Genomic DNA, 25,632 nt, shown 5'->3' on the forward strand with positions numbered 1-25,632 from the left:
TAAACTCACTGCTGTACTAGCCCATATCATCTGACACAAGCGCTAATCAACATTACAGACAAGGCAACTCAGCTAACCAAATTTTATTTCGGTCGAGCTCAGATGCCTCAGCAATTTCACCAATGGTTTGCTTCAGCTCAGGATGCACCACATCAGCAGCAATTTCAGCCAACGGGTAAAGCACAAAGGGATACTTTACTATCTCAGCTCTGGGAACATCCTTATCCGGCTTTAACACCTCATCGCCAAATAACAGAATATCCACATCCAATGTTCGCGAGGCAAACTTAAAGCCGTCACGCGTACGTTTCTGCTTCGCCTCTAAGGCTTTGAGGTAAGCCAGTAGCTCTGCATATTCCATATCGGTGTTAAAAACTGCCGACATATTGATGAAATCATCACCCTCAAAACCCTCCGAGGCCGACTCATAAGGCTTGGAGAATTTCACATCAGGAAAGTCCAGGCGAAGCTGCTCTACACACGCACAAATATTTTGTACCCGATCGATATTACTGCCTATATCAACAAAGACCTGCGTCATTTCATTCTCACTTTGCGCTACGCTCAATGATGACACCGACTTCCTGAGACCCACTTACCGCTACAGGCTTGCCGAGACTCACTTTCACCCAAGGCAATTTCATTTCTTTAATCAATAACTCGGCGACTCTTTCAGCCAGTGTTTCAACGAGCTGAAACTCACTTTTCTGTACATAGGCTGCAACTAGTTTGGCAGACTCTTTGTAATTAAGTGTGTATTGGATATCGTCTGTCTCAGCAGCAGGTCGGTTATCCCAGCCCATTTCAAGATCAATTTTGATCTGTTGGCGAATCTTACGTTCCCAGTCATAAATGCCAATACAGGCATCCACTCTGAGGTCACGAATATAAACGATATCCATGGTAGCTCCTATGATTGCACTTCTAGTCGGGACACATTTTGATAGCCCTTGGGTAACAACTTACCGCGACGGCCACGCTCACCTAAATGCTCTTTGAGGGCTTCGCCTTGCAATACCTTATACTTCTTACCCGCATGAACCACCAGCTTGGCATCTTCAGGCAAGGCAACAACAGACACCACAGACTCTTCACCTGACTTCAGTTTCGCCGGTGGAATACTAATGAGTTTATTCCCCTTACCGCGAGCTAACTGAGGCACTTCGGATGCTTTCACTAATAATAGATATCCCGCTGAAGTCACCGCAGCGATGTAATCATCATCAACTGATGCAACCGCTTGAGGGGTAAGTAGCTTTGCACCCTTGGCTAATGAAACCGATGCTTTACCGGTTTTGGTACGGCTTTGTAAATCACTGAACTGACAAACAAAACCATAACCCAGAGAACTCACCATGAGGAAATATTGCTTATCCAGCCCCATCAATGCGTGCTCAAACACAGCATTAGCAGGCGCAGTGAAATAACCACTTAACGGATCACCTTGCCCTCTGGCCGATGGCAAGGTATGCGCCGCCAGTGAATAACTTCGTCCGGTGCTGTCCATCAGAATGACTTGCTGATTAGAGCGCCCGTGCGCGGCTGAACAGAAGCTATCGCCCGTTTTATAATTCAAACTTTCAGGGTCAATATCATGACCTTTGGCAGCACGAATCCAACCCATTTTAGACAGCACAACAGTAACTGGCTCACTCGGCAGCAACGCTGTTTGATCCAACTGTTGGGCCGCTTCACGCTGTATCAGTGGTGAACGACGATCGTCACCATAAGTCTCAGCATCCTCACGTAACTCATCACGAATCAGATTGGATAATAACTCTGGTGAATTCAGCAAGCTCTCAAGATAATCACGTTCATCTTCCAACTCGTCCTGCTCAGCACGAAGCGTAAACTCTTCCAGCTTCGCAAGATTACGCAAGCGTAAATTTAAGATCGCTTCGGCCTGAATGTCACTAATCCCAAAACGCGCAATCATCACAGGCTTTGGCTCATCCTCGTTACGGATGATTTCAATCACCTCATCAATATTGAGATAGGCAACCAATAAACCTTCTAAGATATGTAAGCGATCTAACACTTTAGCCAGACGCCATTCCAAACGACGCGTCACGGTTTGGCGACGGAACTCCAACCATTCAACCAGCGTTTCACGCAGATTACGTACTCTCGGTCGCCCGTCAATCCCAATCATATTCATATTGACGCGATAGCTACGCTCAAGGTCAGTACTGGCAAACAAGTGCAGCATGAGCTGAGCGAGATCAACACGATTTGAACGTGGCGTAATGACTAAGCGCGTGGGATTCTCATGATCCGATTCATCCCGTAAATCTGACACCATCGGCAGCTTTTTAGCACGCATTTGTGTGGCGATTTGTTCCAACACTTTACTTCCGGAAGTTTGATAAGGCAGATCCGTGATAACAATATCGGTACCTTCTTTATTCCAGCAGGCACGCATACGAACACTACCGCCACCTTTTTCATACATGCTACGCAGATCGTCAGCTGGCGTGATAATTTCAGCCGCAGTCGGATAGTCAGGGCCTTTGATGTGTTCCAATAATTCATCCGTCTCCGCGTCAGGCTTGTCCAGCAGCAGCAGGCAAGCGTTCACCACTTCGCGCAGATTGTGCGGAGGAATATCTGTTGCCATTCCCACAGCGATTCCAGAGCCACCATTCAGCAACACATTTGGTAAACGCGCAGGCAATAATGCCGGCTCACTCAAAGTACCGTCGAAGTTCGGATTCCAGTCTACCGTACCCTGTCCTAATTCCTGCAACAGTACCTTGGCATAGACGGTCAAACGCGACTCGGTATAACGCATCGCAGCGAAGGATTTTGGGTCGTCCGAGGAACCCCAGTTACCCTGCCCGTCTACCAATGGATAGCGATAAGAAAACGGCTGAGCCATTAGCACCATTGCCTCATAACAGGCACTGTCACCATGTGGGTGGAATTTACCCAGTACATCACCGACAGTACGTGCCGATTTCTTATGCTTGGATGCAGCCGATAAACCCAACTCTGACATCGCATAGACAATACGACGCTGTACGGGTTTTAAGCCGTCACCGATGTGTGGTAATGCACGATCTAAAATAACGTACATGGAATAATCCAAATACGCTTTTTCGGTGTAATCCTGTAACGGTAGTGTTTCACTCATAATCTATTTCAATCGGTCTGGTTATTATTTTACTGCTCAGCTTGCGGCGGCAAATTGCTTAAGATGAGGCAAGTCTGATGATATCAGTTGTTGTTTAAATTGATGATTTAATTCGAGGTATTCGGCATCACTAATGTCACCGCAGGTCTTTTGATATTTCAGGTATATACGGTAAATATTCGCTACATCAATTTCACATGCCTGACGAAGCGCCTGTATATTACCACCCAGGTATTCCTCTAACACGTCCAGCGCGCTCAGTCCCTTCCCACTGGCTAATCCTAACAGCTGCACCAACTCATCAAATGACGCTTCGGCACCTGGTGAGAAGCCTGACAAGACATCGGATAAATTCAGCGTCTCCATACTCTCGGCTTCAAATGAGTCTTTATTCCAAAACGCAGGGCATGCAATACCGTATTTTAAAAAGCGATAACCAATCACTGGTAAATCAAACTCAGCTCCTGTCCAACAAATCACCTCATCAGCTGACGCCAATTGTGTCGCCAGCTCCGTCAATAAGTCAGATTCACTGCTCTTAGCATCTCCGATTATTTGAGAACTCACTTTCTCGCCATCGATCGTCAGTAGTGCAATAGCGGCTATCTTGTGTTGATTTAGCGGTAAAAACTCAGTGCCGTTTTTTTGGTGTTGCAAGTGCATCATGGCCTTATACACACCATCATCTGGCAACTCACCTAACTGATAAATTGCGCGGCCCGCATTAGTACACGGCACGGTGCATAGCTTGAGGATGACAGTACTCATGAAGGAAAAACTCCGGTCGAGATATAACGATCACCGCGATCGCAAACAATACTGATAATGGTCGCATTCTCTACCTGCTGAGAGAGTTTCAGGGCAGCTGCTGCAGCGCCACCTGAAGAAACACCACAGAAGATACCCTCCTCAACGGCCAATCGACGCATCATGATTTCAGCCTCTTCCTGAGTCACATCCAGCAATTGATCAACGCGGGTAGAATCAAAAATTTCAGGTAAATAATCCTTATTCCAGCGACGAATTCCGGGAATAGAATCTTTATCACCAGCAGGTTGCACACCAACAATTTGAACATCCGGATTTTGTTCTTTTAGATAGCGTGATGTACCCATGATCGTGCCCGTGGTGCCCATTGCACTCACAAAGTGTGTCACTTCACCATTGGTATCTCGCCAGATCTCAGGGCCGGTCGAATGATAATGAGCATCTGGGTTATCCTGGTTGGCAAACTGATTTAATACTAAGCCCTCACCGTTTGATTGCATGGTCAAAGCCAAATCACGTGCTCCTTCAATCCCTTCAGAAGCAGATACTGAGATAATCTCTGCTCCATAAGCCTTCATGGAGGCACGGCGCTCCTCACTCATACTCTCAGACATAATGAGCTTCATTTTGTAACCACGAATGGCTGCGACCATGGCCAACGCTATCCCTGTATTGCCACTGGTCGCCTCAATTAAACTATCACCCGGTTTTATCGATCCTCTGGCCTCAGCCTGACGAATCATGTTCAATGCAGCGCGATCTTTAACAGAACCACCGGGGTTGTTTCCTTCCAGCTTCACCAGCATGGTATTGCTGCTATTGCCGGCAATTCGCTGTAAACGCACTAATGGTGTATTGCCCACTAATGTTTCTATTGTTTGATATGCCACTTATCTAACCCTCCAGAACCACATTTGCTACTGCATAATCCTGCTCATCAGACAGGGATATAAATAGATTTTTCACACCCAGTTGCTCAGCCTTCTCCAGCGTTGTGCCGTGCAGTTTTAAGTGAGGTTTGCCCAACTCATCCAGCCGGGTCTCAATTTCATCAAAATTAACGCCTTTAGCAATACCGGTGCCGAGTGCTTTGGCCAACGCTTCTTTAGCCGCATAACGCTTGGCAAAATAGGCCAAAGGCTGGCTGTGCTCGCTATAGATGGCCAATTCATTAGGATGCAAAATACGCTCGACAAATCGTTGCTGGTGGCGCTCCAGTACCTTTTCTATGCGTGATACTTTAACGATATCAACACCAATTCCAACAATCATCTGATAACGCCTATAGATACAAAGCAGCGATTATCGCTTGTTTTTGTAATGAATGCCAAAGCCTGTGATATCAACAGGAATAGTTATCTAGAATGAGAGCAATTTACGGCTATTAAATGGCTTACTCACCAGCTGTAGCCAAAACTTATCAAGAAATTGTCGTTGCTGCTGCAAGTCACTCATCGTCATTTCAGCCGGCTCACGCATCGCAATCAACAAATCGCTACTCACCAGAACCCCGGCAGGCTGAGGTTGATTTGCATCATATGGCAAAACACCGGAACCAGCGCTGTAGAGATAACGCTGCCCTGCAATAAGCTCACTGCCATTATGATCATCATTCCAAAGATTCAGTGTGTGCCCTAAACCGTCCATCAACGCTAACTCAAAGCGCATGGCAACTAACATCGGCTCGTCAGATTCAACCAACAACTGCAGCGCATCCTGATAGTAGCGATACATTGCATCTAATGAGGTGTTTTGAGGGATAAGCCTGAGAATCAATTCATTCAGATACAGTCCATATAGCAGGTTTGCCACAGGAATACGGTGCCTGAACCGTTCATCTGTCTGCGACAGGCGCAGCATTTCCCCACGACCTTGCAATTCAACCTGAAGTATCCGAAATGGCTGCAAATGACCTTTTTGTACTTTGCCACGAAGTTTGGCCGGACGCGCCATACAGGTTATGCGACCGGCTTGTTTGGAGAACAGATCCACAATCACATTAGCATCAGAGTATGGCCGAGTGCGTAGAATGTAACCCAGAGAGTGTTGCATTAGCGGTTAGACATGATCCCAAGATCTTGTAGGTGGCGCGGATTATTCTGCCAGTCTTCTTCGAGCTTGACCCATTGCTTAAGGACAACCTTCTTATCAACAAACTCTTCAATTGATTTACGGGCATCCGTACCAATACGTTTGAGTGTCTCACCTTTTTTACCGATGATAATGCCCTTCTGGCTTTCTCTGGCTACCCAAATGACCGCGTCAATTTCGACATGTCGGTCTGTTTCTTCATAACGCTCGATATTTACAGCAGTGAAGTAAGGCAGCTCCTGATGAAGATTTAACACCAGCTGCTCACGAATCAATTCTGCACAAATAAACCGCACGGACTGATCCGTGATGGAGTCTTCATCATAGGCCCACTCATCTTCAGGAGACGCTTCAACCAACACTTCCAGTAAGCGGTCTGTATTGATCCCCTTATCAGCAGAACCCGGAATGATTTCTTTAAAATCATACTTGGCTGCCATTTTTTCCAGATATGAAAATAAACGATTTTTTTCTTGAATGCGGTCAACTTTATTCACCAGCAGAAACACCGGCGCTTTAACGTGTTTCAGTCGCTTCAATACCAACTCATCTTCGTCTGTCCACTTCATCGCCTCAACAATCATGACGATGGCATCAACGGACTCCAATGCCGCGACTGCTTCACTGTTCAGTGTCATATTTAACAGGTTCTTCCCCTGCTGATGAATACCCGGTGTATCCGTAAAGATCAGTTGGTAATTGTCTTCCGTCACGATACCGCGGATATTGGTACGCGTCGTCTGAGGCTTGTTCGCGATCGCTGAGATCTTATAGCCAACCAATAAATTCAGCAGTGTTGATTTACCCACATTCGGGCGACCAATAATGGAGACGTATCCACATCGTTTATTCATTATTTAATTACCTGTTGGTAGGCTTTTGCAGCGGACTGCTGCTCAGCTTTGCGGCGACTGGTTGATACGCCTTGTGTGATGATGTTCAGACTATCGATCCGACACTCTGTGGTAAAGGTTTGGCGATGTGCGTCGCCTGTAGCGGAAATAAGTGAGTACTTTGGTAAGTCATGGCCGCGTGACTGCAGATACTCCTGCAAACGGCTTTTGGGATCTTTAAGCTCATCTTCTTCAGGCAACTCTTTAAGGCGTTGCTCAAACAAACTCAGAATAAACTGCTTAGCAGCCTCCATGCCTCGCTCAAGAAATACTGCAGCGATTAAGGCCTCAAGTGCATCAGCCAGAATAGAAGCACGTCTGAACCCACCACTTTTTAATTCGCCTGAGCCGAGTTTCAGCAAATCACCTAACTCAAGCTCCAAACTGATTTCAGCGAGGACGGACTCGTTAACTAATGACGCACGTAAACGGCTAAGATAACCTTCAGGCGCAGAAGGTAAACCATCAAACAGTGCCTCGGTAATGACAACACCTAAGATACTATCGCCGAGGAACTCCATGCGTTCGTTGTTATGCTTGCCGCTAACGCTACGATGCGTCATCGCCAGAACAAAATGTTGGTTCTGTAAAAAGTCGCTACCCAACAGTGTTTTAAGTTTCTTACTCAATCGCTTATCAATTCCGTTTTGATAACCGATTGTATTAACCGGTATCAGTTAGTTCTGTTTACCAAGCTCAACTGAATATTGGTAATCCATTAAGAAAGACACATTACCCAGCCAAGACTTTTTCACTTGGTATTGTACCGCTAATTCTCGCTTATTACTTTTCTTCAGTTTGACGATTTCAAATGGCTGCTTTGTACCGGGCTTACCACTCTTACCGTCATAATATGCACGACTTAAACTCTCAAGACTATTCACATTTAAATAGCGCTCAACGCGAGTCAATATTTCACGCTTATTTCTCTTTTCAATGCCCGGCTCAGAAGCAATGCCGTCCATAAAGCTTTTTACCGAATGATACTCAAGGTAATTCGGGCCGATCTTTAAACCTGCGCTGATAATCAGAATACCAACAGCGATTCCGATCATCCAGGAAATCAATGTTGCACCCATTTGCTTGTGCTGAGAATTTTTCATTATTATTGTCTTTGATAAGTGATGAATGAGTAATCTTTCACACTTATTGTCAGCAAGGTGTCACTGCCTGTCAAACAGATATGACAGGCGGCAGCGGGATGCGTGAATTAATCTAATGATGTACCGATACGCGAGAAACTAAAGCCATCACCACCTGATTGCCAGTTCCAGTGCAGCCAAACGAATGACGCCTTTCCGACCAGATATTTTTCAGGCATGAAGCCCCAGTAACGGCTATCACTACTGTTATCGCGATTATCACCCATCATGAAGTAGTGCCCTTCGGGAACCACATATTCACCCGGACGACGCCCCATACCCGGCATCACAATAATTTTATGCTTACGCTCTCCATCCACAGAAGGTAGCGTTTCTTCAAACTGCGCAACATCCAGTTTTTGCCCCTGACTCGTGGTATAGGGGTAAGCATCTAAGCCTTTTTCATCGATTAACTTACCGTTAATCGTCAGGCGCTTATCTGAAGTCCACTCGATACGGTCTCCAGGCAATCCTACAAGGCGCTTAATAAAGTTAATCTTAGGATCCACAGGGTACTTAAATACCACCACATCACCACGCTTTGGCTCGCCCGTCTCAATAATCTTCTTATTGATTACCGGCAAGCGGATACCATAAGCATATTTTTTGACGATAATGAAATCACCAATTTCGAGGGTTGGGATCATTGAGCCTGATGGTATACGGAACGGCTCAATCACGAATGAACGCAGCAAAACAACGACCAACAACACAGGAAAGAAAGAGCGCGCATAATCAACCAACATCGGCTCGTTAGCAGCCTTCTTTTTCCCCATAACAAAGCGGTAAATCAATAATATGACACCACAGATCAGCGTTGCCAGAACTAACCAAAATTCCAGCCCGTAAAAAACTTCCATATTAATTATCGCCTACTTTGAGAACAGCCAAGAATGCTTCCTGAGGAATTTCAACACTACCGATTTGCTTCATGCGCTTTTTACCCTTTTTCTGCTTCTCAAGCAGCTTGCGTTTACGCGACACATCACCACCATAACACTTGGCGATTACGTTTTTACGCAGGGCTTTAACGTTGGTTCGGGCAATGATATTGGTACCGATCGATGCCTGAATCGCCACATCAAACATCTGACGTGGAATAATTTCTTTCATCTTCTCGGCCAGATCACGGCCACGAGTTTGCGCGAATTCTTTATGTACTATGATCGCCAAAGCATCCACACGATCACCGTTGATAAGGATATCGACACGAACCAAATGTGCAGCCTGAAAGTGACTCAGCTCATAATCAAATGATGCATAGCCACGACTCACTGATTTTAAGCGGTCGAAGAAGTCCAGAACCACTTCACTCAGAGGCAACTCATACGTCATAGTGACCTGTGAGCCCATGTATTGCATATTCTTTTGAACGCCGCGCTTTTCGACACATAAGGTAATTACATTACCTAAATAATCTTGTGGCACTAAGATATTTGCTTTAATGATGGGCTCGCGGATTTCTGCGATTTTATTCACCGGTGGCAGCTGTGATGGATTATGAATTTTAATCACTTCACCATCGGTCTTTTCCACCTCGTAGATTACCGTTGGCGCTGTGGTGATCAGATCAAGGTCATATTCACGTTCCAGACGCTCCTGAATGATCTCCATGTGCAACATGCCAAGGAAGCCACAACGGAAGCCGAAGCCCAGTGCCTGTGATGTCTCCGGCTCAAAGCTCAATGACGCATCATTCAAATTAAGCTTACTTAGCGCATCACGCAGACTTTCATAGTCATCTGAGCTGACCGGGAAGATACCCGCAAATACCCGTGGCTGAACTTCCTGGAAACCTTCTAATGGCTCTTGGGCAGGCTTGCTGGCATCGGTAAACGTATCACCTACTTTGGCAGCATCAATATCTTTAATACCGGCAATGATGAAGCCTACCTCACCCGCTTGCAGTGAGTCATGATCATTCATCTTTGGAGTGAAGATACCAACACGATCAACCTGAAAATCCATATTCGTGTGCATTGCACGAATCTTTTGACGCTTAGCCACACGCCCCTGCATCACACGAACCAATGAGACTACGCCTAAATAGTTATCGAACCAAGAGTCAATAATCAGCGCTTTCAATGGTTTATCCAAATCACCCTGTGGTGGTGGAACACGCTCAACTAGCTGCTCCAGTACTTCCTGAATGCCGATACCCGTTTTAGCACTACAGTGCACTGCATCGGTTGCATCGATCCCTATGATGTCTTCGATTTCCTGAGAGACACGATCGACATCCGCAGCCGGCAAATCGATTTTATTGAGAACGGGAACCACTTCCAGGTCTAAATTAATCGCGGTGTAGCAGTTAGCAACACTTTGCGCCTCAACACCTTGTGAAGCATCCACAACCAACAGCGCGCCTTCACAGGCAGATAGCGAGCGAGACACTTCATAAGAGAAATCGACATGCCCCGGCGTATCGATAAAGTTTAAATGATAAGTCTCACCATTTAAGGCCTTGTAGTCCAACGAGACACTTTGTGCCTTGATGGTGATACCTCGTTCACGCTCAAGATCCATTGAGTCCAATACCTGAGCTTCCATTTCACGGTCGCTTAGGCCTCCGCAGAACTGAATAAAGCGGTCAGACAAAGTGGACTTGCCGTGATCAATATGGGCAATGATAGAAAAGTTTCTTATATTTTGATTAGCTTGAGGCATTGGTAAACGATAGTCTTAGTTGTTCTTCATCAAAAAAGTGATAAAAGATCACTTCGTCACGGTATTTTACCACCGGCACGTCAACGTCGTAACGACGCTTTAATTCGGGATCTTCATCGATATCCACCCATTCCAGTTCATAATTGAACTCAGACTGGAATTGGCGCAGATGTACGGCCACTTCATCACAGAGATGACAGCCTCGGCGATAATACACTATGAGAGTGTTTTCGTATGCCACTATTTTTCAGTATCCGCATCAGGTTTGAATGCTAAGAAGCGCGCAGCACCATCACGAATCACCAGAATTGCCAGTGTTTTATCGGATGCAATTTGTTTACTCAATTTCTGGAAAGTCGATACGTCTTCCACCAGCTTACCATCAAACTGAGTAATGATATCACCACGCTGCACATCAGCTGCCATCGCAGAATCACCTAGTACACGCTGCACTAAGATACCGCCTTTATCCACACCTACGGCATCACGAATATCATCATCGATATCCTCTACTGCCATTCCTAAAACAATATCAGATGTAGGCTCAGGCTCTGCCTCTCTCTCTTCAGGCTCTTCATCATCAATCTGATTCTCCAGCTCACCAAGCTGTAGACTGACCAGTAAATTAGACCCGTTGCGCTTGACTAAAATATCGACCTTTTCATCCAGCCTTGCAGAGCCTACATGAAACGGAAGTGTCGCAGAGCTTTCAACGGTCTTACCTGCAAACTCAAGAATCACATCACCCGCTTTCAAAATTCCGTCCGCAGGCCCGCCCGGCATGACCTGAGCGACCAGTGCGCCAGTGGCATGATCTAATCCAAACGTTGGTGCCAGCTGACGCGACACCTCCTGAATATAAACGCCCAACCACCCGCGGCGCACCTCACCAGTCGTTTTTAACTGCTCAATCACATTGCGGGCTACATCAACGGGAATAGAGAAGGAAAGCCCCATAAAGCCACCCGTGCGGCTATAAATCTGAGAATTAATACCGACTACTTCGCCTTCAAGATTAAACAGCGGTCCACCTGAATTGCCAGGGTTGATAGCGACATCCGTTTGAATAAAAGGCACATAGCCTTCAGACGGTAAATTGCGATCTTTCGCTGACACAATACCGGCTGTCACGCTGTGATCAAAACCAAAGGGGGAACCAATAGCAATTACCCACTCACCGACTTCCAGCTTGTCCGAGCTACCAAATGTGACCGCGGGTAAGTCCTCGCCTTCGATTTTCAGCAGGGCCAGATCGCTTCGCTTATCAGAACCAATGACTTCAGCATCCAGCTCACGACGATCATTCAAATTCACTTTAATCTGATCGGCACCGTCAACCACATGGTGATTGGTCACCACATAACCATCAGCTGACACAATAAAACCCGAACCCAGAGAGTCGTTTCCATCCTCGTCATCATCCTGACCATAGTCGAAGAAACGTCTTAGAAACTCATCCAAGGCCTCATTACCTGTGCCTTCTTCAGGAATTTCAATCCCCGGCGGTAATTTAGAACGATTAGGAAGTTGGCGCTCAGTGCTGATATTCACAACAGACGCACTTTGTTTTTTTACCAGTGCGGTAAAATCAGGAAATTCCTTTGCGCAGACAAAGGAAACAGGGATAAGCAATAGCGCTAAAGTAGTGAGGGAAAAGGCCCGCATACGCATTATAATAATTCTCCGGCAAGCGTGATCAGGCATCAATCAGCACAAACCGATTGTCTATACTGTGACGCTTGAAGCGATGAGATTATTATAGCCTAAGTAATTTACTCGCTGGATTAAATTCAACGACTTTTTGTTCATCTTTAGACTTACCGAGCATGACAGGCTCAAGCTTGCCACAGACAGTCAGATTCGCTGCGGTTCGATTAGCTGCCAGAAAGCCAAACGCCAATCCGGTTAAGCCAAGCGCGATGCTTGCGGCTTCGTTGAAAAAAAGCTTACCCAAAAGAGCAAATAGCAACAAGCAAAGGATCGGTAACAGATAAGCCAATACGGAGCTGAGTAACAGATTCACTGAGTGAATACCGACGATAACATGATCACCGGTCGAAGCATTATCCAGATTATCAATGCGAATGGTGCGCTGAGATTTGCGCTTAAGAATGCTGTTGAGAAAGGATGTTGAACATGAAGACTCTGAAGGACAGCCACTGCACGAGCCTGATTGCATAGGAGACACCCAAGCGTACTGAGCATTGCTGCTTACAACTATGGCCTTCTCTTCTATCATCATGACTTGCGCACCCCCATGCACTTCAATATTTACTAGAGCTTATTCACCAAGATATTTGAGATTTTGAAAAACACTCTGCATGGTTGCTCTGGGAACTTCCCCTACCAGAGTAATTCTGTGGTTATTTTTTTGAGACGTCAACACATTCAGGGCTCCAGAGTTGATCGCACTGGTAACTTTCGGCTGAACGGTAGTGTTTGATGAAATAAACACCGATATTGAACTTAAACCATCTGTCAAAATGAAATGATCTGTGTTTTCACCTTTCTGAACTTCAGCATTTTGAGACGCTGGTACCTGACCAAAATAAAAACCTTTTGGTAATTCAGTCACTTCCCAGTTGGCACTTGGTGACCCACCAGGCAAAATTGTCTCAGGCGGAACATTCGCTACAGCTGCAGTTTGCTCAACAGAAGCCTTATTATTTGAAGCGTGTATTTCCACTTGTGTGAAGGTGAATCGTTCGACTGCTTTGTGTTTGTTATTAATCAACGAATAAGAGAGAGGCAGGCCCGTTTCTTTATCAATACAGTACTTTTGCAGGTAACGCATTTTATCTTTAGGTCTGGCAATGACCACCTGACAGTCTCGCATAGCGACTTTTTTGGTGCCACCCACATCAAGAGAGTAAACCTTCTTCATGCTTTCGATCGACTGTGGAACCTTCGCCAGACTGAAACTACTTCGCTCCTTAGACACTGCATTTTCACTACCATTCAGGCTAGTGATAACTTCTTTTTCAACACCACCTTCTACAATGTGTGACACCTTCAGCGTATTAACATCTTCACCTTTTATATGAACTAAAGTGCCGGTGTAATCCATTCGGTGCAAAGCATCATTCATCTTCATCAGAAGATTAGCACCAACCTCTGACGCAGTAGACTGCGCCGATAGGCTCACTAAGACGACTCCTACCCACAAACGACCATTCATATTAAAAATCCGTCGAGTAACTAACCGCACGCACACTAGGCATCAACGTTGTTGAGCTAGCGTACTGCAAGTGGTGCGCCACGTACTTATTAATAATTCCACGGGTCTCAGCGTCAGGTAAACCATAGTGAGTATCGTCAGCTGCGGCCTGATAAGCCGGCTTGGCACTCATCGACGCTGTCATGATTGCTGTATTAACAGCGACTGGGGGTGCTGTATTTGCCGGAGCGGTTGCAACCATTTCCGGGGACGCATTATTCGCTCCTGAGAAATAATTTTGTATACTAATCGCGGCTACTGCGGCGACCGATGCCGCTACGGCATAACCTACTGCTTGCTTTGGAAAGATTCTACGCTTCGCGACATTCGCAGGAATGACCGTAGCGCTCTCATCGGGGATCTGTTGTTCAGGGATCTCCTCATCAGCAATGGCGTCCTGGATTCCTTTCAGAAATGATCCACCCGCTAAAACCTGCTTTTCTTGTGACTGGTTTCTGACTGCCTCACCAATTAAAGCAAAGCTTGCAAACTTTTCACGCATCAACTCATCACCTTCAAGCTGATCGCACATACGCTGTTCTTCAAATGATCCCGCTTCCCCATCCAGGAAAGCTGACAAGTATTCTTCTTTTGTTACATGACTCATAGATCAACCCATTTTCGCCCTTGAAACTAACGCCTCTACAACAAAGGCCTCAGCTCTTTCTCGATTGCTTCACGCGCCCGGAATATTCGCGAACGAACTGTTCCGATTGGACACTCCATCGCCTCAGCAATCTCTTCATAACTCATCGCCTCAAGCTCTCGCAGCGTAATCGCCACTCTCAAGTCTTCCGGTAATGCCTTTATCGCATCCATTACGGTGACGTGAATCTCGTCTTTAAGCATCTCATGCTCTGGTGTTGCGAACTCACGTAGCGCATCAGCACTTCCGTATTGCTCTGCTTCCTGCGCATCAATGTCGCTGTCTGGCATGCGCCGGTTTCTGGATACCAGATGATTCTTCGCGGTATTTATCGCAATGCGATATAGCCAGGTATAGAACGCACTATCACCACGAAAGTTCCCTAGGCCACGATAAGCTTTGATAAACGCTTCCTGCGCAACATCCATCGACATATGAGGATCATGCACATAGCGGTTCACCAAGTTGATGACCTTTTGCTGGTATTTAAGAACCAAAACATCAAACGCAGACTTATCACCAGACTGTACTCGTTTGACCAGTTCTAAATCAGTTTGGTTCCCGCCCATCGGGGCTACACTCCTTAGGTTAATAGTGACTATCAGCTCTAGCTGCAGAGGATAGTATCATTGTTAACTCGAAAAGTGTAAACCATGGTATCTACACCTTAAGAGAACAGAAAATCGCTATAGTTCCGCCAGCTAAAAAATAACTGATTAACGGTTCTACCTGCTGCGGACACAGGAAAGCGGCCTAACATACACTATTAGGCCAGAAAATTGAACGCTACAATTAATGAACAGAACACTGCCAGACAAGAACCTTACGGCCAGTTTTCACTGCAAGTCGTGAAATACCACGATTCAAGCGAAGCAATTCATGCAGTGATACCCCTGTTGAACGCGCAATCGTCGACAGTGGCACAGACTTTGTTACGGTGTAATGACGGCGCCAGAGCTTCGTGCGCTTAATGAGATCTGTAGTTCGTCGTATGGTCCTTGAAGTGGTATCGCGGCACACTTTTTGAGCAACCACCCTTGGCTTAGGAGCCTGGTAGGTTCGACTAACACGCACTGCCTTTCCCGGCTTGCGCTTCCACTTGTAATCAGGCTTTATGAAATAGCCACGTTTCTTTTGGGTTGAGCTACGAGCTAAGACAGCTTGTTTGACCGTTGCATCACGCGACAGAACCGGTGCAGCCTCCGGCGTACCTTTCAGACGGCTGTAGACCCCCATCACTCGCTTTACATATTCCTGAGTTTCACGATAAGGCGGTATGCCACCATAACGATCAACAGCGCCCTCGCCTGCATTGTAAGCAGCAATAGCATACCTCATGTTTCCGGAGAATCGTTTCATCAGGAACCTAAGATAGCGAGTCCCCCCTTGAATGTTTTGTGCAGGCTTGTAGGCATCACGAACTCCAAAGCGTTTAGCTGTGGCCGGTATCAACTGCATCAATCCCTGCGCGCCCTTGTGAGATCTGGCCGTCTGTCTGAAACAGCTTTCGGCAGTAATCACAGAAATAATGAGCGCTTCATCCACAGCGTAGCGGCGACTGTTGGCACTAATGTAAGGCTGAAAGCTCTGTGCAGTCTTGCGGATTGCAGACGCTGAGGACTGATAGCAAGCTCGCTTGAGTCGCGACGACCTGACCGTTTTCTTTTTTACCGCTGTTTTTACAACCGCAGGCTGACTACTCGCCTTATTACTCACACTGGCAATAACAGTGGGTTGATTGAATTCCTTCAATCTGTTTTCCAATGAAAGCTCATCAGCGTTTACAGTAGTCACTAACCCTGTAAGCATCATGAATGATGCGAAACCAGCTTTAGCCCGAATTAAACCCCGTTGTGACGAATCCAATCTAATGTTCAAAGTATCCATACTCTTTCTGCAGCATCCTAACTTCTAAAAGCCGGCCTTCTAGCCTCAATGCCAATTATCGCCGGAGTATACCCCAGCAATTCTGCATTCATTATTACAAATTAGTATACTAAAGCCATTTCTTCATTAGACCGATAATACACTTTAACCTAAATTATATATATATTTCACACATATGATTACAAATTAATCATATTGATGATTTTATTAAATCTTTTGTTAAGCAGCTTATCACCATAAGGAGAATAATAATTAGGGACTTAATTCACTTAACTGTGCTAATTCCTCTTCCGTAAACCCTGCCTGCAGCCGCCCTTCAGTATAAAAAGGTCCCCGCAAGCCGCCACCCATATACGTTTTTAACAGCTCGCGAAACGTAGCCTCCGGCTCAAGATCCTGCTTTTCGCAACAATACTTAAACCAGTGAGAACCAATCGCCACATGCCCAATTTCTTCTGCCAAAATGATATGTAGAATAGCCACCGTATCGGTATCACCGACCTGCTCCAGCCGCTTAATCATGCCAGGGGTCACATCCAAACCACGCGCCTCTAACACTCTGGGCACGAGCGCCATACGGATTAACACATCGTGGTCAGTTTTTACCGCCATCTCCCACAAGCCATTATGCGCAGGCATATCACCGTATTGATGTCCCATATCGCTGAGGCGCTGCCTGAGTAGTGAAAAGTGCTTCGCCTCTTCAGCAGCCACCAGCAACCAGTTCCGATAAAACTGATCCGGCATTTCACGGAAACGATAAATCGCATCCAGTGCCAGATTAATCGCATTAAATTCAATATGACAGACCGCATGCACCAACACCGCCCTACCTTCGGGCGTTGTCAACTTGCGCATTTTCACCGACTGTGGGGACACTAATTCAGGTTTTTCAGGGCGACCGGGAACCTCAACACGGACAATGTCAGTATCACTTTCCCTGCATAAGGCACCACCGCTCTCGTACTCCTGAAATAAAGCGCGAACCTGACTGACTTTAAGATCAATATCTGACTGCATCAAACAATCAAAAGCGGCGTCGTGAATAGACACTGGATTCATCAATTACACCCCATAAACAAATAAACCCCGCCAATTGGCAGGGTTCATAAAATTCTCACCTAAATGGTATGACTAGATCATTAAACGTTAAATGATGATCCGCAACCACAGGTCGTCGTAGCATTCGGGTTACGAATTACAAACTGCGCACCTTCAAGGCCTTCAGTGTAATCGATATCTGCACCAACCAAATACTGGAAGCTCATTGGGTCGATTAGCAAGGTAACACCGTCTTTTTGTACCGAAGTATCACCATCGTTGATATTCTCATCGAAGGTAAAACCATACTGGAAGCCGGAACAACCACCACCAGATACAAATACGCGAAGCTTCAATGCTTCGTTATTCTCTTCTTCAATTAGCGTCTTAACTTTAGCAGCTGCTGCATCGGTAAAGTTTAGCGGTGACATATCTTCAACCGGCATTGTTTCAACTGACATATTTAACTCCTGATTCGTCAATACACACAGTATATCGACATTTCCTGCGCCTACCAAAAAAGCAGACTATTTAACGGATACTCTAGCTTCAGCATCTGACACATCTGCTGAATCTACGGCTGCCTGTACATGGCTGGCCAATTCATGATGAACCAGCTTACCATTGACGCCTGCACCCACTGCCATTTCCAGCAGATTATAGTGCAAATCGCCATTAATTCGTGACTTCTCATAAAGCTCAACTTTGTTATTGGCCAACACATTCCCGTCAATGCGCCCATTCACCATAACATTCGAAGCCTTCACACTACCCTTTATGTGTCCGGCATCACTCAAAATCAAGGTACTACCCTCGTCATCTGAGATTAAATCCCCTTCAATCGTGCATTCCACATGAAGGATTCCGGAGAAATAAACGTCCCCTGCAATTTTGAGTTTGCGGTTTAACACCGCATCCACCCTCGGCCGGTTCGTTTGCGTATTCGCAATGACCTGCTTTTTCTTGTTCTTTTTGAACATAGTTGTGTTTCCTATTGATCCCTTGCATAAATACCGACATAGCCCACATCGGTATTTCCATATAATACACCCTTCACCCAGCAGGGTATATCAAGACGACAAATTATGGGAGCATCGCCGGATGACGTAGCGCTTCATTTTCTTCAAAGCCCAGCATCAGATTCATATTCTGAACCGCTTGTCCGGCTGCACCTTTCACCAAATTATCAATCACTGATAACACCACAATACGGCTACCATTACCCGGACGGTGCATGGCGATCCGGCACATATTGCTACCTTTCACCGAGCGCGTTTCAGGTTGTGACCCTGCAGGCAATACATCCACAAAATACTCATCTTTATAGCGCTCTTCAAACATCGTCTGTAGATCAAGACTACCGTCATCACGTGTGTAGATGGTTGCATGGATACCGCGAATGATCGGCAGAAGGTGTGGGCTGAATGTTAAATCCACGTCAGATCCGGCAACCAATGCCAGATTCTGCGCAATCTCCGGCTGATGACGATGCCCCGATGTGGCATACGCCTTAAAACTCTCACCCGCCTCACTTAAGATATTCGGTAATTTACCCTGACGACCCGCACCACTAATGCCTGATTTAGTATCAGCAATCAGATTCTCAAGATCAATTTTTCCGGACTCTACCAATGGTAATAGTCCCAACGTTACCGCCGTCGGATAACAACCAGGATTTGCCACCAACTGCGCACCACGGATCTCATCACGATACATTTCTGGCAGGCCATAAACCGCAGTTTCCAATAACTCAGGGCAAGCATGCGTCATGCCATACCACTGCGACCAGACATCAACATCTTTGATTCTGAAGTCTGCCGCCAGATCAATCACCTTCACGCCTGACTTTAAAAGCTCAGGGGTATGATTCATGGCTATTCCATTGGGCGTGGCAAAAAATACCAAATCACAATCACCCAAGGCGTCATCACCCGGATCACTGAATTCGCAATCGCAGTGACCGCGCAAGTTAGGGAACATAGCATCCACACGGGTGCCGGCATTGCTACGTGATGTGACAAAACTCACTTCAACACCCGGATGCATGGCTAGCAATCTGAGTAACTCAACGCCGGTATAACCCGTCGCACCTACAATGCCGATCTTTTTCATAATAACTCGCAACTCTAATTTGTTGGGCCGTATAATAACGGGCTTTTCCGTGGCAATCTACGCCATTCACTCAACCAAATTCAAGGTAAACCCATGTACTTATGGCTCAAGGCAATACACGTAATATTTATGGTGACTTGGTTTGCAGGATTATTCTACTTACCGCGCCTGTTTATTTATCACGCAATGGACGAAAACAAGCAAAGTTTTGAACTGTTTAAGGTGATGGAAAAACGCTTATTCGGAATCATGACCATCGGTGCAGCACTTACCGTATTGTTCGGCACAGCAGTGCTGATGATGAACTGGGCCTACTTCATGAGTACCCTGTGGTTTCCGGTGAAGTTTTTATTCGTACTCGCCCTGTTCGGCTACCACTACTGGTGCTATCGAATCATGCTGGAGTTTCGTCAGGAGAGAAATCAACGTAGCCATGTTTGGTATCGTTGGTTTAATGAAGCACCGGCGTTGGCGCTGATTGTTATCGTGATTATGGTCATTGTCAGACCCTTTTAAGGCCTGACAATTAACCAGATACTAGCTAGTAAAGGTTGGCAGTAACGGGGCAAGCTCTTGCAAAGCTTTCTCGTATACTGTGCGTTTAAAATAAACTACCTCTCTCACCGGGCGATGGTGGTGAACCCAGCGCCAGCCGTCAAATTCAGGGACTTCGGACGCCCGCAAATTCACACAAGAATCGTCACCCGTCAGCCGCAACATAAACCATAATTGCTTTTGACCGATACACGTCGGTGAAGACCGACGACGAATCAAATGTTTGGGTAAGCGGTACTTCAACCAGTCCGCTGTATAGCCCATAACTTCAACGTGCTCAGGTTCTAAACCAACCTCTTCCTGAAGCTCGCGATACATTGCTTCAAGCGGGGTTTCACCTTCGTTTATGCCACCTTGAGGAAACTGCCAGGAACTTTGCCCGATTCGCTTCCCCCAGAACACTCTGCCGTCACTGTTGGAGAGGATAATGCCTACGTTTGGTCTAAAACCATTCTCGTCTATCACGACATTCTCCATTGTCTAACTTTATGAAGCCGATTTTTTCATAACTATCATGAATCAGCAAACGTTAGCGGCTATAATCACTCTTTTTTGTGCCGAAAGTTTGCCTCATGCGATATTCGGTACATTATTCACCACACAAATAATGAGTCTTAAGCATGACACTGGCACTTTTTGATTTAGATAACACACTTCTCAGCGATGACAGCGACTACCAATGGGGTCAGTTTATGGTCTCTAAAGGTCTGGTGGATTCTGAGGAATATGCCAAGCGCAACGAAGCGTTTTATCAGGACTATCAGAACGGCACACTGGACATCAACGAATACTGCGCATTCAGCTTCTCCTCACTTGCCTGTCGCTCGATGGAAGAACTAGCGGTGTTGCATGATGAATTTATGAGAGACTACATCGCCCCCAAAATGTCCAGCAAATCCAAAGCATTGATCGCGCAGCACCAAGCGATGGGACACACACTTATGGTGATTACAGCAACCAATAGTTTTGTGACCCGCCCCATTGTGACAGCATTCGGTATCGACAATTTAATCGCTATCGAACCAAAAATTGAGAATGGACGCTACACCACAGAAATTGATGGTGTTCCCTCATTTAAAGAAGGCAAAGTGATTCGCCTTGATGCATGGCTTGCGGAAAATGGAGAGACACTTGAAGACAGCTACTTCTACAGCGACTCACATAATGACCTGCCACTGCTTGAGCGTGTCACCCACGCTATCGCAGTTGACCCTGACCCAAAACTGGAGGCGGTCGCGCGTGAACGTAAATGGGATATTATCTCACTTATAGATGACTAATTTTCTCTCATTATGAGAAGATACTAATAATTCAGGGGGAATGACAAATAGTGCGTTATATTCATCTACCGTTCCGTTTAAATTCGTTAATCTGAAAAGAAAACACCCCCCCTCGTTCTGCTAGACTAAAGCACAGAAACAGACATAAAGAGCAATTACCATGGACGACCTACTAGACACTGCCACATTCGATGGCATGAAAGAATTACTTGAAGACGAATTCCCATCCTTTCTTGAGATGTTCTTCAGTGAAAACCAGGATGCACTAGACCGCATCAAGACAGGACTGAGCGACTCAAATGCTGATGAAATCAGAGCCGCAGCACATAACTTAAAATCCAGTACCGGCTACCTAGGTGCAATGAAACTTTCTGAACTTGCCAAGCATATGGAAGAGAAAGCAGCAGCTGGCGATATCAGTGGTTTAGACTCGGTTTATACGCAAGCACAAACCATGCTGGATACCATCAAAACTCAGGTTTCTTAAGCATCGTTCAGCATCTTAACGGTCAATAACGCCGTTAACCACACTATACTCAGCATACAAAAAAGCCGCGACTGAACTTAATCAGTCGCGGCTTTTTATATTTGCCGGAATGCCAAACCGAAGTCCGGCATTCCAAGGCGCTAACTTAAGACAACTTAAGCATCAACGCATTCAGCTTATGAACGAATCCCGCAGGATCTTCCAGCTGACCACCCTCTGCCAATAGTGCCTGATCAAACAGGATACTTGCCCAGTCTTTGAACTGCTCATCATCTGTTTCTGATTCCATACGAACCAACATAGGATGCGTCGGATTAATTTCCAGAATAGGCTTGCTTGAAGGCATTGCATGACCTGCTTGCTTCATTAACTGCTGCATATACAGCGCCATATCATGCTCATTCAAAACGATACAGGACGGCGATGAAGTCAGACGGTGAGACACACGAACATCCTCAACCTTGTCTTCCAACACTTCTTTCAACTGCTTCAACAAGGACTGAGCATCGTCTTCAACCTTCTTCTGCTCTTCCTTATCTTCCTCAGAATCCAGCTTACCAAGGTCTAACTCACCCTTAGCAACCGACTGCAACTGCTTGCCATCAAACTCAGTCAAACCGCTGATCATCCACTCATCAACGCGGTCAGACAGCAACAATACTTCGATGCCTTTGGCGCGGAATACTTCCAGATGCGGGCTGTTCTTAGCCGCTGTGAAGGTATCAGCCGTTACATAGTAAATCTTTTCCTGACCTTCCTGCATACGTGACACGTAATCTTCCAGCGTCACATCCTGCTTCTCAGCATCGGTGTGAGTAGAAGAGAAACGCAATAACTTAGCAATTTGCTCTTTGTTCGATGCATCTTCGGTTGGGCCTTCTTTTAGCACCTTACCGAACTCATCCCAGAAAGACTGATACTTCTCAGCATCGTTCTTAGCCATTGAACCCAGCAGACCCAAGACCTTCTTCACCGACGCCTTCTTCATGCTGTCGATCGTCTTATTGCTTTGCAGAATCTCACGAGACACGTTCAGCGGCAGATCATTAGAATCAATCACACCACGCACGAAACGCATGTAGCGAGGCATCAGATTCTTAGTGTCATCCATAATGAACACGCGCTGCACGTACAACTTAATGCCGTTGCGCTGCTCTGGCTCCCAAAGATCCATCTGCGCCTTAGCCGGAACATAAAGCAGAGACTTATACTCAAGGTTACCTTCTACATGGTTGTGCGACCATGCCAATGCATCCTGCCAGTCGTGTGCGATATGCTTGTAGAACTCCTGATATTGCTCATCAGACACTTCGCTCTTAGGCATCGTCCACAGTGCATTTGCCTTGTTAACAACTTCCCACTCTGGCGCTTTAGGCTCAACATCTTCTTTGACATTGCCTTCTTCATCATACTCAGGCGTTGGCTGCTTAAGCATTTTAACCGGCAGTGGAATATGATCAGAATACGTTGAGATAATATTACGCAGACGGTAGCCGTTAGCGAATTCTTTCTCTTCTTCTTTTAAATGCAGAATGATTTCTGTACCGCGAGATGCTTTGTCAGCCGCTTCCAACGTAAAGCCATTCTGACCGTCAGACTCCCAAGTCACAGACTCAGTGGTACCCGCCGCGCGAGTCGTCAACGTCACCTTGTCCGCCACAATAAAGGCAGAGTAGAAACCCACACCGAACTGACCGATCAGGTTTGAATCTTTAGCAGCGTCACCCGACAACTTAGACAAAAACTCTTTAGTACCTGACTTAGCGATGGTACCGATATGCTCGATCACCTGATCACGCGTCATACCAATACCGTTATCACGGATGGTCACGGTGTTTGCTTCTTCGTCGAACTCAACTTCTACGCGCAGATCACCGTCACCTTCATACAGTGAGTCATCTGAAATCGCATTAAAACGTAACTTGTCACAGGCGTCCGCACCATTTGAGATCAATTCACGCAAGAAAATTTCTTTGTTGGAGTACAGAGAGTGAATCATCAGCTGCAGAAGTTGGTTTACTTCCGTCTGAAACTGCATTGATTCTTTAGCTTGTGCTTGAGACATTTATATCTTCCTGATTTTTGGTTAAACAATTATGGAAGAGAATTTTGGGGCTGGGGTTTGGAATTCAAGGGCTTGTCTGGCTTAAAAGTAAATTTTTCTTAATTTTTGTGATTAAGCCGTCTCAGAGTCGCGCCCTTCCTTAAAATGTGGGAGATCATCATTCAATACACACCAGTTAGCCTTATAGGAAGTGTAAATATCGGCATCGATTTTTACCGGAAAGCCACGTCAAGCCTGTTGCACCCACCAAAGTAGCAAACGCTGAGCCATGAAATTTGCGGCACATAGTGCAATGACAGTTAGCCGCTTGATTATCGAATGACGCCACAGAGAATTTCACCTGACCGCACAGGCAACTTGCTTTATAGGATTTACTCATAACACCTGATCTCCCGTAATGATGGATTTGAGGTACATTGCAGCTACTTGAAAAGTCTGTTGGCCAGCACTACAAACGCAATACCAGCCGCCAACTCAAACTCAATAATTAAAACATCCAACGATTAAGCCAGCATTTCCTCAGCCGCTGCCCAACCGGACAACACTGCACCTTCAACACGCGGCCCGCCAAATGCATCACCTGCCAATACCATTTTTGGCACATCGCTAATTACCAGATACGGCTTTTCCTGCGTGGCAACCGGCTTACTATAAAGCCATGCATGCACCTGAAAGTCCGCTACCGATGCACCCAGTAAATGCTCAGCCATCGTCAGTAATTCCTGCCCAACTTCAGTGCGGTCACGATCCCAATTTTCACGGCTGTATTCAGCATTGGCTTGCAGGGTAATCGCGGGCTTTTCTGATACGCCTTTCTGCTGATTATCTGCCAACCATGCTATAGATCCGACGCTCATTTTCAAACCACCCGGTGACGGGATTTCAGGTTCGGAATGCAAAGTCGCCATCACGGTAATGCAAGGCTCGTATTCGATATTGGTCAATAAGGCTTCGTCTTTTGAGGTCATGGCAATACGACCTGCTTCCAATAATGCCAAGGTCTGTGGCACCGGCGATGTAATCAAAATCGACTCACTGGCAATGCTCTCGCCGGACTCCAGCTTGGTTTCCCAGCCTTTGCCTGACATCGTTACCGAAACCGCGCGCTTGCCCAAGGTATAATCCAGATCCGTTGCGATCTGTTTGGCCATTGCACTCATAGTCGGTAAACCGCGGTAATGCGGGTATTCCTCACCGCTGTCGCCACCACTACGAAACCACTCCTCTGCAAAGCCACGCACTTCCCAGTCTTTGACCAAGGCCTGGAAACGCTCGGTGCGAGCTGTGACAAACTGGGCGCCATGCTCAGCAATTGCGCCATCCATGCGGCGATTGGCTAAGCGACCACCTAAGCCACGGGCTTTGTCGATGACTAATACTTGCTTGCCCTGTTGGTGTAAGTCTTTGGCAGCGGCTAAGCCTGCCATGCCAGCGCCGATGACTAGGACTTCGGTGTAATGTGTTTGTGACATAAATCATCCTGTTAATTTTTAAGATTACTGTAATTTAAAGCTTGCCTTTCATCAATTTTTCCTTACGAAAAGGTCACGCAGTGCGTGGCTTTTCTAAGCAACTCAGGACACCTAAAAATGAACGCGTATACCTCAAAAAGGTTACTGAAAAGCTACTACCGGACTCATTGCATAAC

At 46.2% G+C, this 25,632-nt stretch carries 30 protein-coding genes; 3 read left to right on the plus strand and 27 right to left on the minus strand.

From position 1 onward, the window contains the following. Positions 1–52 precede the first annotated feature (52 nt). The 23 genes from folK to argC form a co-directional block, all read right to left on the minus strand. Positions 53–577, minus strand: a complete 525-nt coding sequence (gene folK / locus DKW60_RS10115; protein ID WP_181389648.1) for a 2-amino-4-hydroxy-6-hydroxymethyldihydropteridine diphosphokinase — start codon at positions 575–577, stop codon at positions 53–55. Then, entirely contained in the window at positions 549–902 is a 354-nt protein-coding gene (folB, locus tag DKW60_RS10120) for a dihydroneopterin aldolase (RefSeq protein ID WP_109837534.1), read from the minus strand. Before folB ends, folK begins: the two co-directional genes overlap by 29 nt. A gap of 8 nt (positions 903–910) precedes the next feature. Beyond that, positions 911–3,133 carry a DNA topoisomerase IV subunit A gene (gene parC / locus DKW60_RS10125; RefSeq protein WP_109837535.1) on the minus strand — a complete coding sequence of 741 codons (2,223 nt, stop codon included), beginning with the start codon at positions 3,131–3,133 and terminating at the stop codon, positions 911–913. Positions 3,134–3,169: 36 nt separating this feature from the next. Next, entirely contained in the window at positions 3,170–3,901 is a 732-nt protein-coding gene (locus tag DKW60_RS10130) for a ribonuclease H-like domain-containing protein (protein ID WP_109837536.1), read from the minus strand. After that, positions 3,898–4,791 (minus strand): cysteine synthase CysM, encoded by an 894-nt coding sequence (gene cysM / locus DKW60_RS10135; RefSeq protein WP_109837537.1) that lies wholly within the window; start codon positions 4,789–4,791, stop codon positions 3,898–3,900. The genes DKW60_RS10130 and cysM overlap by 4 nt, the downstream gene beginning before the upstream one ends. Positions 4,792–4,795: 4 nt before the next feature. Continuing rightward, positions 4,796–5,173, minus strand: coding sequence for a holo-ACP synthase (acpS, locus tag DKW60_RS10140; RefSeq protein WP_109837538.1), 378 nt, complete (start codon positions 5,171–5,173; stop codon positions 4,796–4,798). Positions 5,174–5,260: 87 nt separating this feature from the next. Next, the gene (recO, locus tag DKW60_RS10145; protein WP_109837539.1) at positions 5,261–5,953 is read right to left on the minus strand and encodes a DNA repair protein RecO; all 693 of its coding nucleotides are present in this window, start codon (positions 5,951–5,953) and stop codon (positions 5,261–5,263) included. Next, positions 5,953–6,846: a GTPase Era gene (gene era / locus DKW60_RS10150; RefSeq protein ID WP_109837540.1), complete on the minus strand. Its 894-nt coding sequence runs from the start codon at positions 6,844–6,846 to the stop codon at positions 5,953–5,955. Before era ends, recO begins: the two co-directional genes overlap by 1 nt. Then, the gene (gene rnc, locus DKW60_RS10155; protein WP_109837541.1) at positions 6,846–7,514 is read right to left on the minus strand and encodes a ribonuclease III; all 669 of its coding nucleotides are present in this window, start codon (positions 7,512–7,514) and stop codon (positions 6,846–6,848) included. The genes era and rnc overlap by 1 nt, the downstream gene beginning before the upstream one ends. A gap of 48 nt (positions 7,515–7,562) precedes the next feature. Next, positions 7,563–7,988 carry a DUF4845 domain-containing protein gene (locus DKW60_RS10160; protein WP_109837542.1) on the minus strand — a complete coding sequence of 142 codons (426 nt, stop codon included), beginning with the start codon at positions 7,986–7,988 and terminating at the stop codon, positions 7,563–7,565. A 107-nt stretch (positions 7,989–8,095) separates the two neighbouring features. Further along, the gene (gene lepB, locus DKW60_RS10165) at positions 8,096–8,887 is read right to left on the minus strand and encodes a signal peptidase I (protein ID WP_109837543.1); all 792 of its coding nucleotides are present in this window, start codon (positions 8,885–8,887) and stop codon (positions 8,096–8,098) included. 1 nt (position 8,888) lies between these two features. Further along, positions 8,889–10,694, minus strand: coding sequence for a translation elongation factor 4 (gene lepA / locus DKW60_RS10170; protein ID WP_109837544.1), 1,806 nt, complete (start codon positions 10,692–10,694; stop codon positions 8,889–8,891). Continuing rightward, positions 10,681–10,935: a glutaredoxin family protein gene (locus tag DKW60_RS10175; RefSeq protein ID WP_245929668.1), complete on the minus strand. Its 255-nt coding sequence runs from the start codon at positions 10,933–10,935 to the stop codon at positions 10,681–10,683. Before DKW60_RS10175 ends, lepA begins: the two co-directional genes overlap by 14 nt. Next, a complete protein-coding gene (locus tag DKW60_RS10180; RefSeq protein WP_219988705.1) occupies positions 10,935–12,365 on the minus strand; it encodes a Do family serine endopeptidase in 1,431 nt (476 codons plus the stop codon). The genes DKW60_RS10175 and DKW60_RS10180 overlap by 1 nt, the downstream gene beginning before the upstream one ends. A gap of 85 nt (positions 12,366–12,450) precedes the next feature. After that, positions 12,451–12,936 carry a SoxR reducing system RseC family protein gene (locus tag DKW60_RS10185; protein WP_109837546.1) on the minus strand — a complete coding sequence of 162 codons (486 nt, stop codon included), beginning with the start codon at positions 12,934–12,936 and terminating at the stop codon, positions 12,451–12,453. 39 nt (positions 12,937–12,975) lie between these two features. Beyond that, positions 12,976–13,872 (minus strand): MucB/RseB C-terminal domain-containing protein, encoded by an 897-nt coding sequence (locus tag DKW60_RS10190; RefSeq protein ID WP_109837547.1) that lies wholly within the window; start codon positions 13,870–13,872, stop codon positions 12,976–12,978. A gap of 1 nt (position 13,873) precedes the next feature. After that, positions 13,874–14,518: a sigma-E factor negative regulatory protein gene (locus tag DKW60_RS10195; RefSeq protein ID WP_109837548.1), complete on the minus strand. Its 645-nt coding sequence runs from the start codon at positions 14,516–14,518 to the stop codon at positions 13,874–13,876. Positions 14,519–14,553: 35 nt separating this feature from the next. Next, the gene (rpoE, locus tag DKW60_RS10200; RefSeq protein WP_109837549.1) at positions 14,554–15,126 is read right to left on the minus strand and encodes an RNA polymerase sigma factor RpoE; all 573 of its coding nucleotides are present in this window, start codon (positions 15,124–15,126) and stop codon (positions 14,554–14,556) included. Positions 15,127–15,349: 223 nt separating this feature from the next. After that, positions 15,350–16,309, minus strand: coding sequence for a transglycosylase SLT domain-containing protein (locus tag DKW60_RS10205; protein ID WP_219988706.1), 960 nt, complete (start codon positions 16,307–16,309; stop codon positions 15,350–15,352). Between the two features lie 387 nt (positions 16,310–16,696). Then, positions 16,697–17,506, minus strand: a complete 810-nt coding sequence (locus DKW60_RS10210) for a ferritin-like domain-containing protein (protein ID WP_245929670.1) — start codon at positions 17,504–17,506, stop codon at positions 16,697–16,699. A gap of 80 nt (positions 17,507–17,586) precedes the next feature. Further along, positions 17,587–17,931: an iron-sulfur cluster insertion protein ErpA gene (gene erpA / locus DKW60_RS10215; protein WP_181389649.1), complete on the minus strand. Its 345-nt coding sequence runs from the start codon at positions 17,929–17,931 to the stop codon at positions 17,587–17,589. Between the two features lie 81 nt (positions 17,932–18,012). Beyond that, positions 18,013–18,465, minus strand: a complete 453-nt coding sequence (locus DKW60_RS10220; RefSeq protein WP_109837551.1) for a bactofilin family protein — start codon at positions 18,463–18,465, stop codon at positions 18,013–18,015. A 103-nt stretch (positions 18,466–18,568) separates the two neighbouring features. Then, on the minus strand, positions 18,569–19,597 hold the full coding sequence (argC, locus tag DKW60_RS10225) for an N-acetyl-gamma-glutamyl-phosphate reductase (RefSeq protein WP_109837552.1): 1,029 nt from the start codon (positions 19,595–19,597) through the stop codon (positions 18,569–18,571). A 93-nt stretch (positions 19,598–19,690) separates the two neighbouring features. Between argC and DKW60_RS10230 the strand changes: the two genes are divergently transcribed. Then, the gene (locus DKW60_RS10230) at positions 19,691–20,113 is read left to right on the plus strand and encodes a CopD family protein (RefSeq protein WP_109837553.1); all 423 of its coding nucleotides are present in this window, start codon (positions 19,691–19,693) and stop codon (positions 20,111–20,113) included. A gap of 21 nt (positions 20,114–20,134) precedes the next feature. Here DKW60_RS10230 and DKW60_RS10235 read toward each other — a convergent pair whose 3' ends face one another. Beyond that, the gene (locus DKW60_RS10235; RefSeq protein WP_109837576.1) at positions 20,135–20,617 is read right to left on the minus strand and encodes an RNA pyrophosphohydrolase; all 483 of its coding nucleotides are present in this window, start codon (positions 20,615–20,617) and stop codon (positions 20,135–20,137) included. A 155-nt stretch (positions 20,618–20,772) separates the two neighbouring features. Here DKW60_RS10235 and DKW60_RS10240 point away from each other — a divergent pair, with 155 nt between their 5' ends. After that, positions 20,773–21,432, plus strand: coding sequence for a histidinol-phosphatase (locus DKW60_RS10240; protein WP_109837554.1), 660 nt, complete (start codon positions 20,773–20,775; stop codon positions 21,430–21,432). Between the two features lie 160 nt (positions 21,433–21,592). Continuing rightward, positions 21,593–21,919: an Hpt domain-containing protein gene (locus DKW60_RS10245; RefSeq protein WP_109837555.1), complete on the plus strand. Its 327-nt coding sequence runs from the start codon at positions 21,593–21,595 to the stop codon at positions 21,917–21,919. Between the two features lie 145 nt (positions 21,920–22,064). Here the strand turns inward: DKW60_RS10245 and htpG are convergent, their stop codons facing one another. From htpG to DKW60_RS10260, 3 genes are all read right to left on the minus strand, one after another. Beyond that, entirely contained in the window at positions 22,065–23,984 is a 1,920-nt protein-coding gene (gene htpG / locus DKW60_RS10250) for a molecular chaperone HtpG (protein ID WP_109837556.1), read from the minus strand. 181 nt (positions 23,985–24,165) lie between these two features. Then, complete coding sequence (locus DKW60_RS24760; protein ID WP_484170923.1) at positions 24,166–24,363, minus strand: GFA family protein; 198 nt, start codon at positions 24,361–24,363, stop codon at positions 24,166–24,168. A gap of 124 nt (positions 24,364–24,487) precedes the next feature. Further along, positions 24,488–25,456, minus strand: a complete 969-nt coding sequence (locus DKW60_RS10260; protein WP_109837557.1) for an NAD(P)/FAD-dependent oxidoreductase — start codon at positions 25,454–25,456, stop codon at positions 24,488–24,490. Between the last annotated feature and the right edge of the window lie 176 nt (positions 25,457–25,632).

Source organism: Leucothrix pacifica (assembly GCF_003172875.1).
Classification (GTDB): Bacteria; Pseudomonadota; Gammaproteobacteria; order Thiotrichales; family Thiotrichaceae; genus Leucothrix; species Leucothrix pacifica.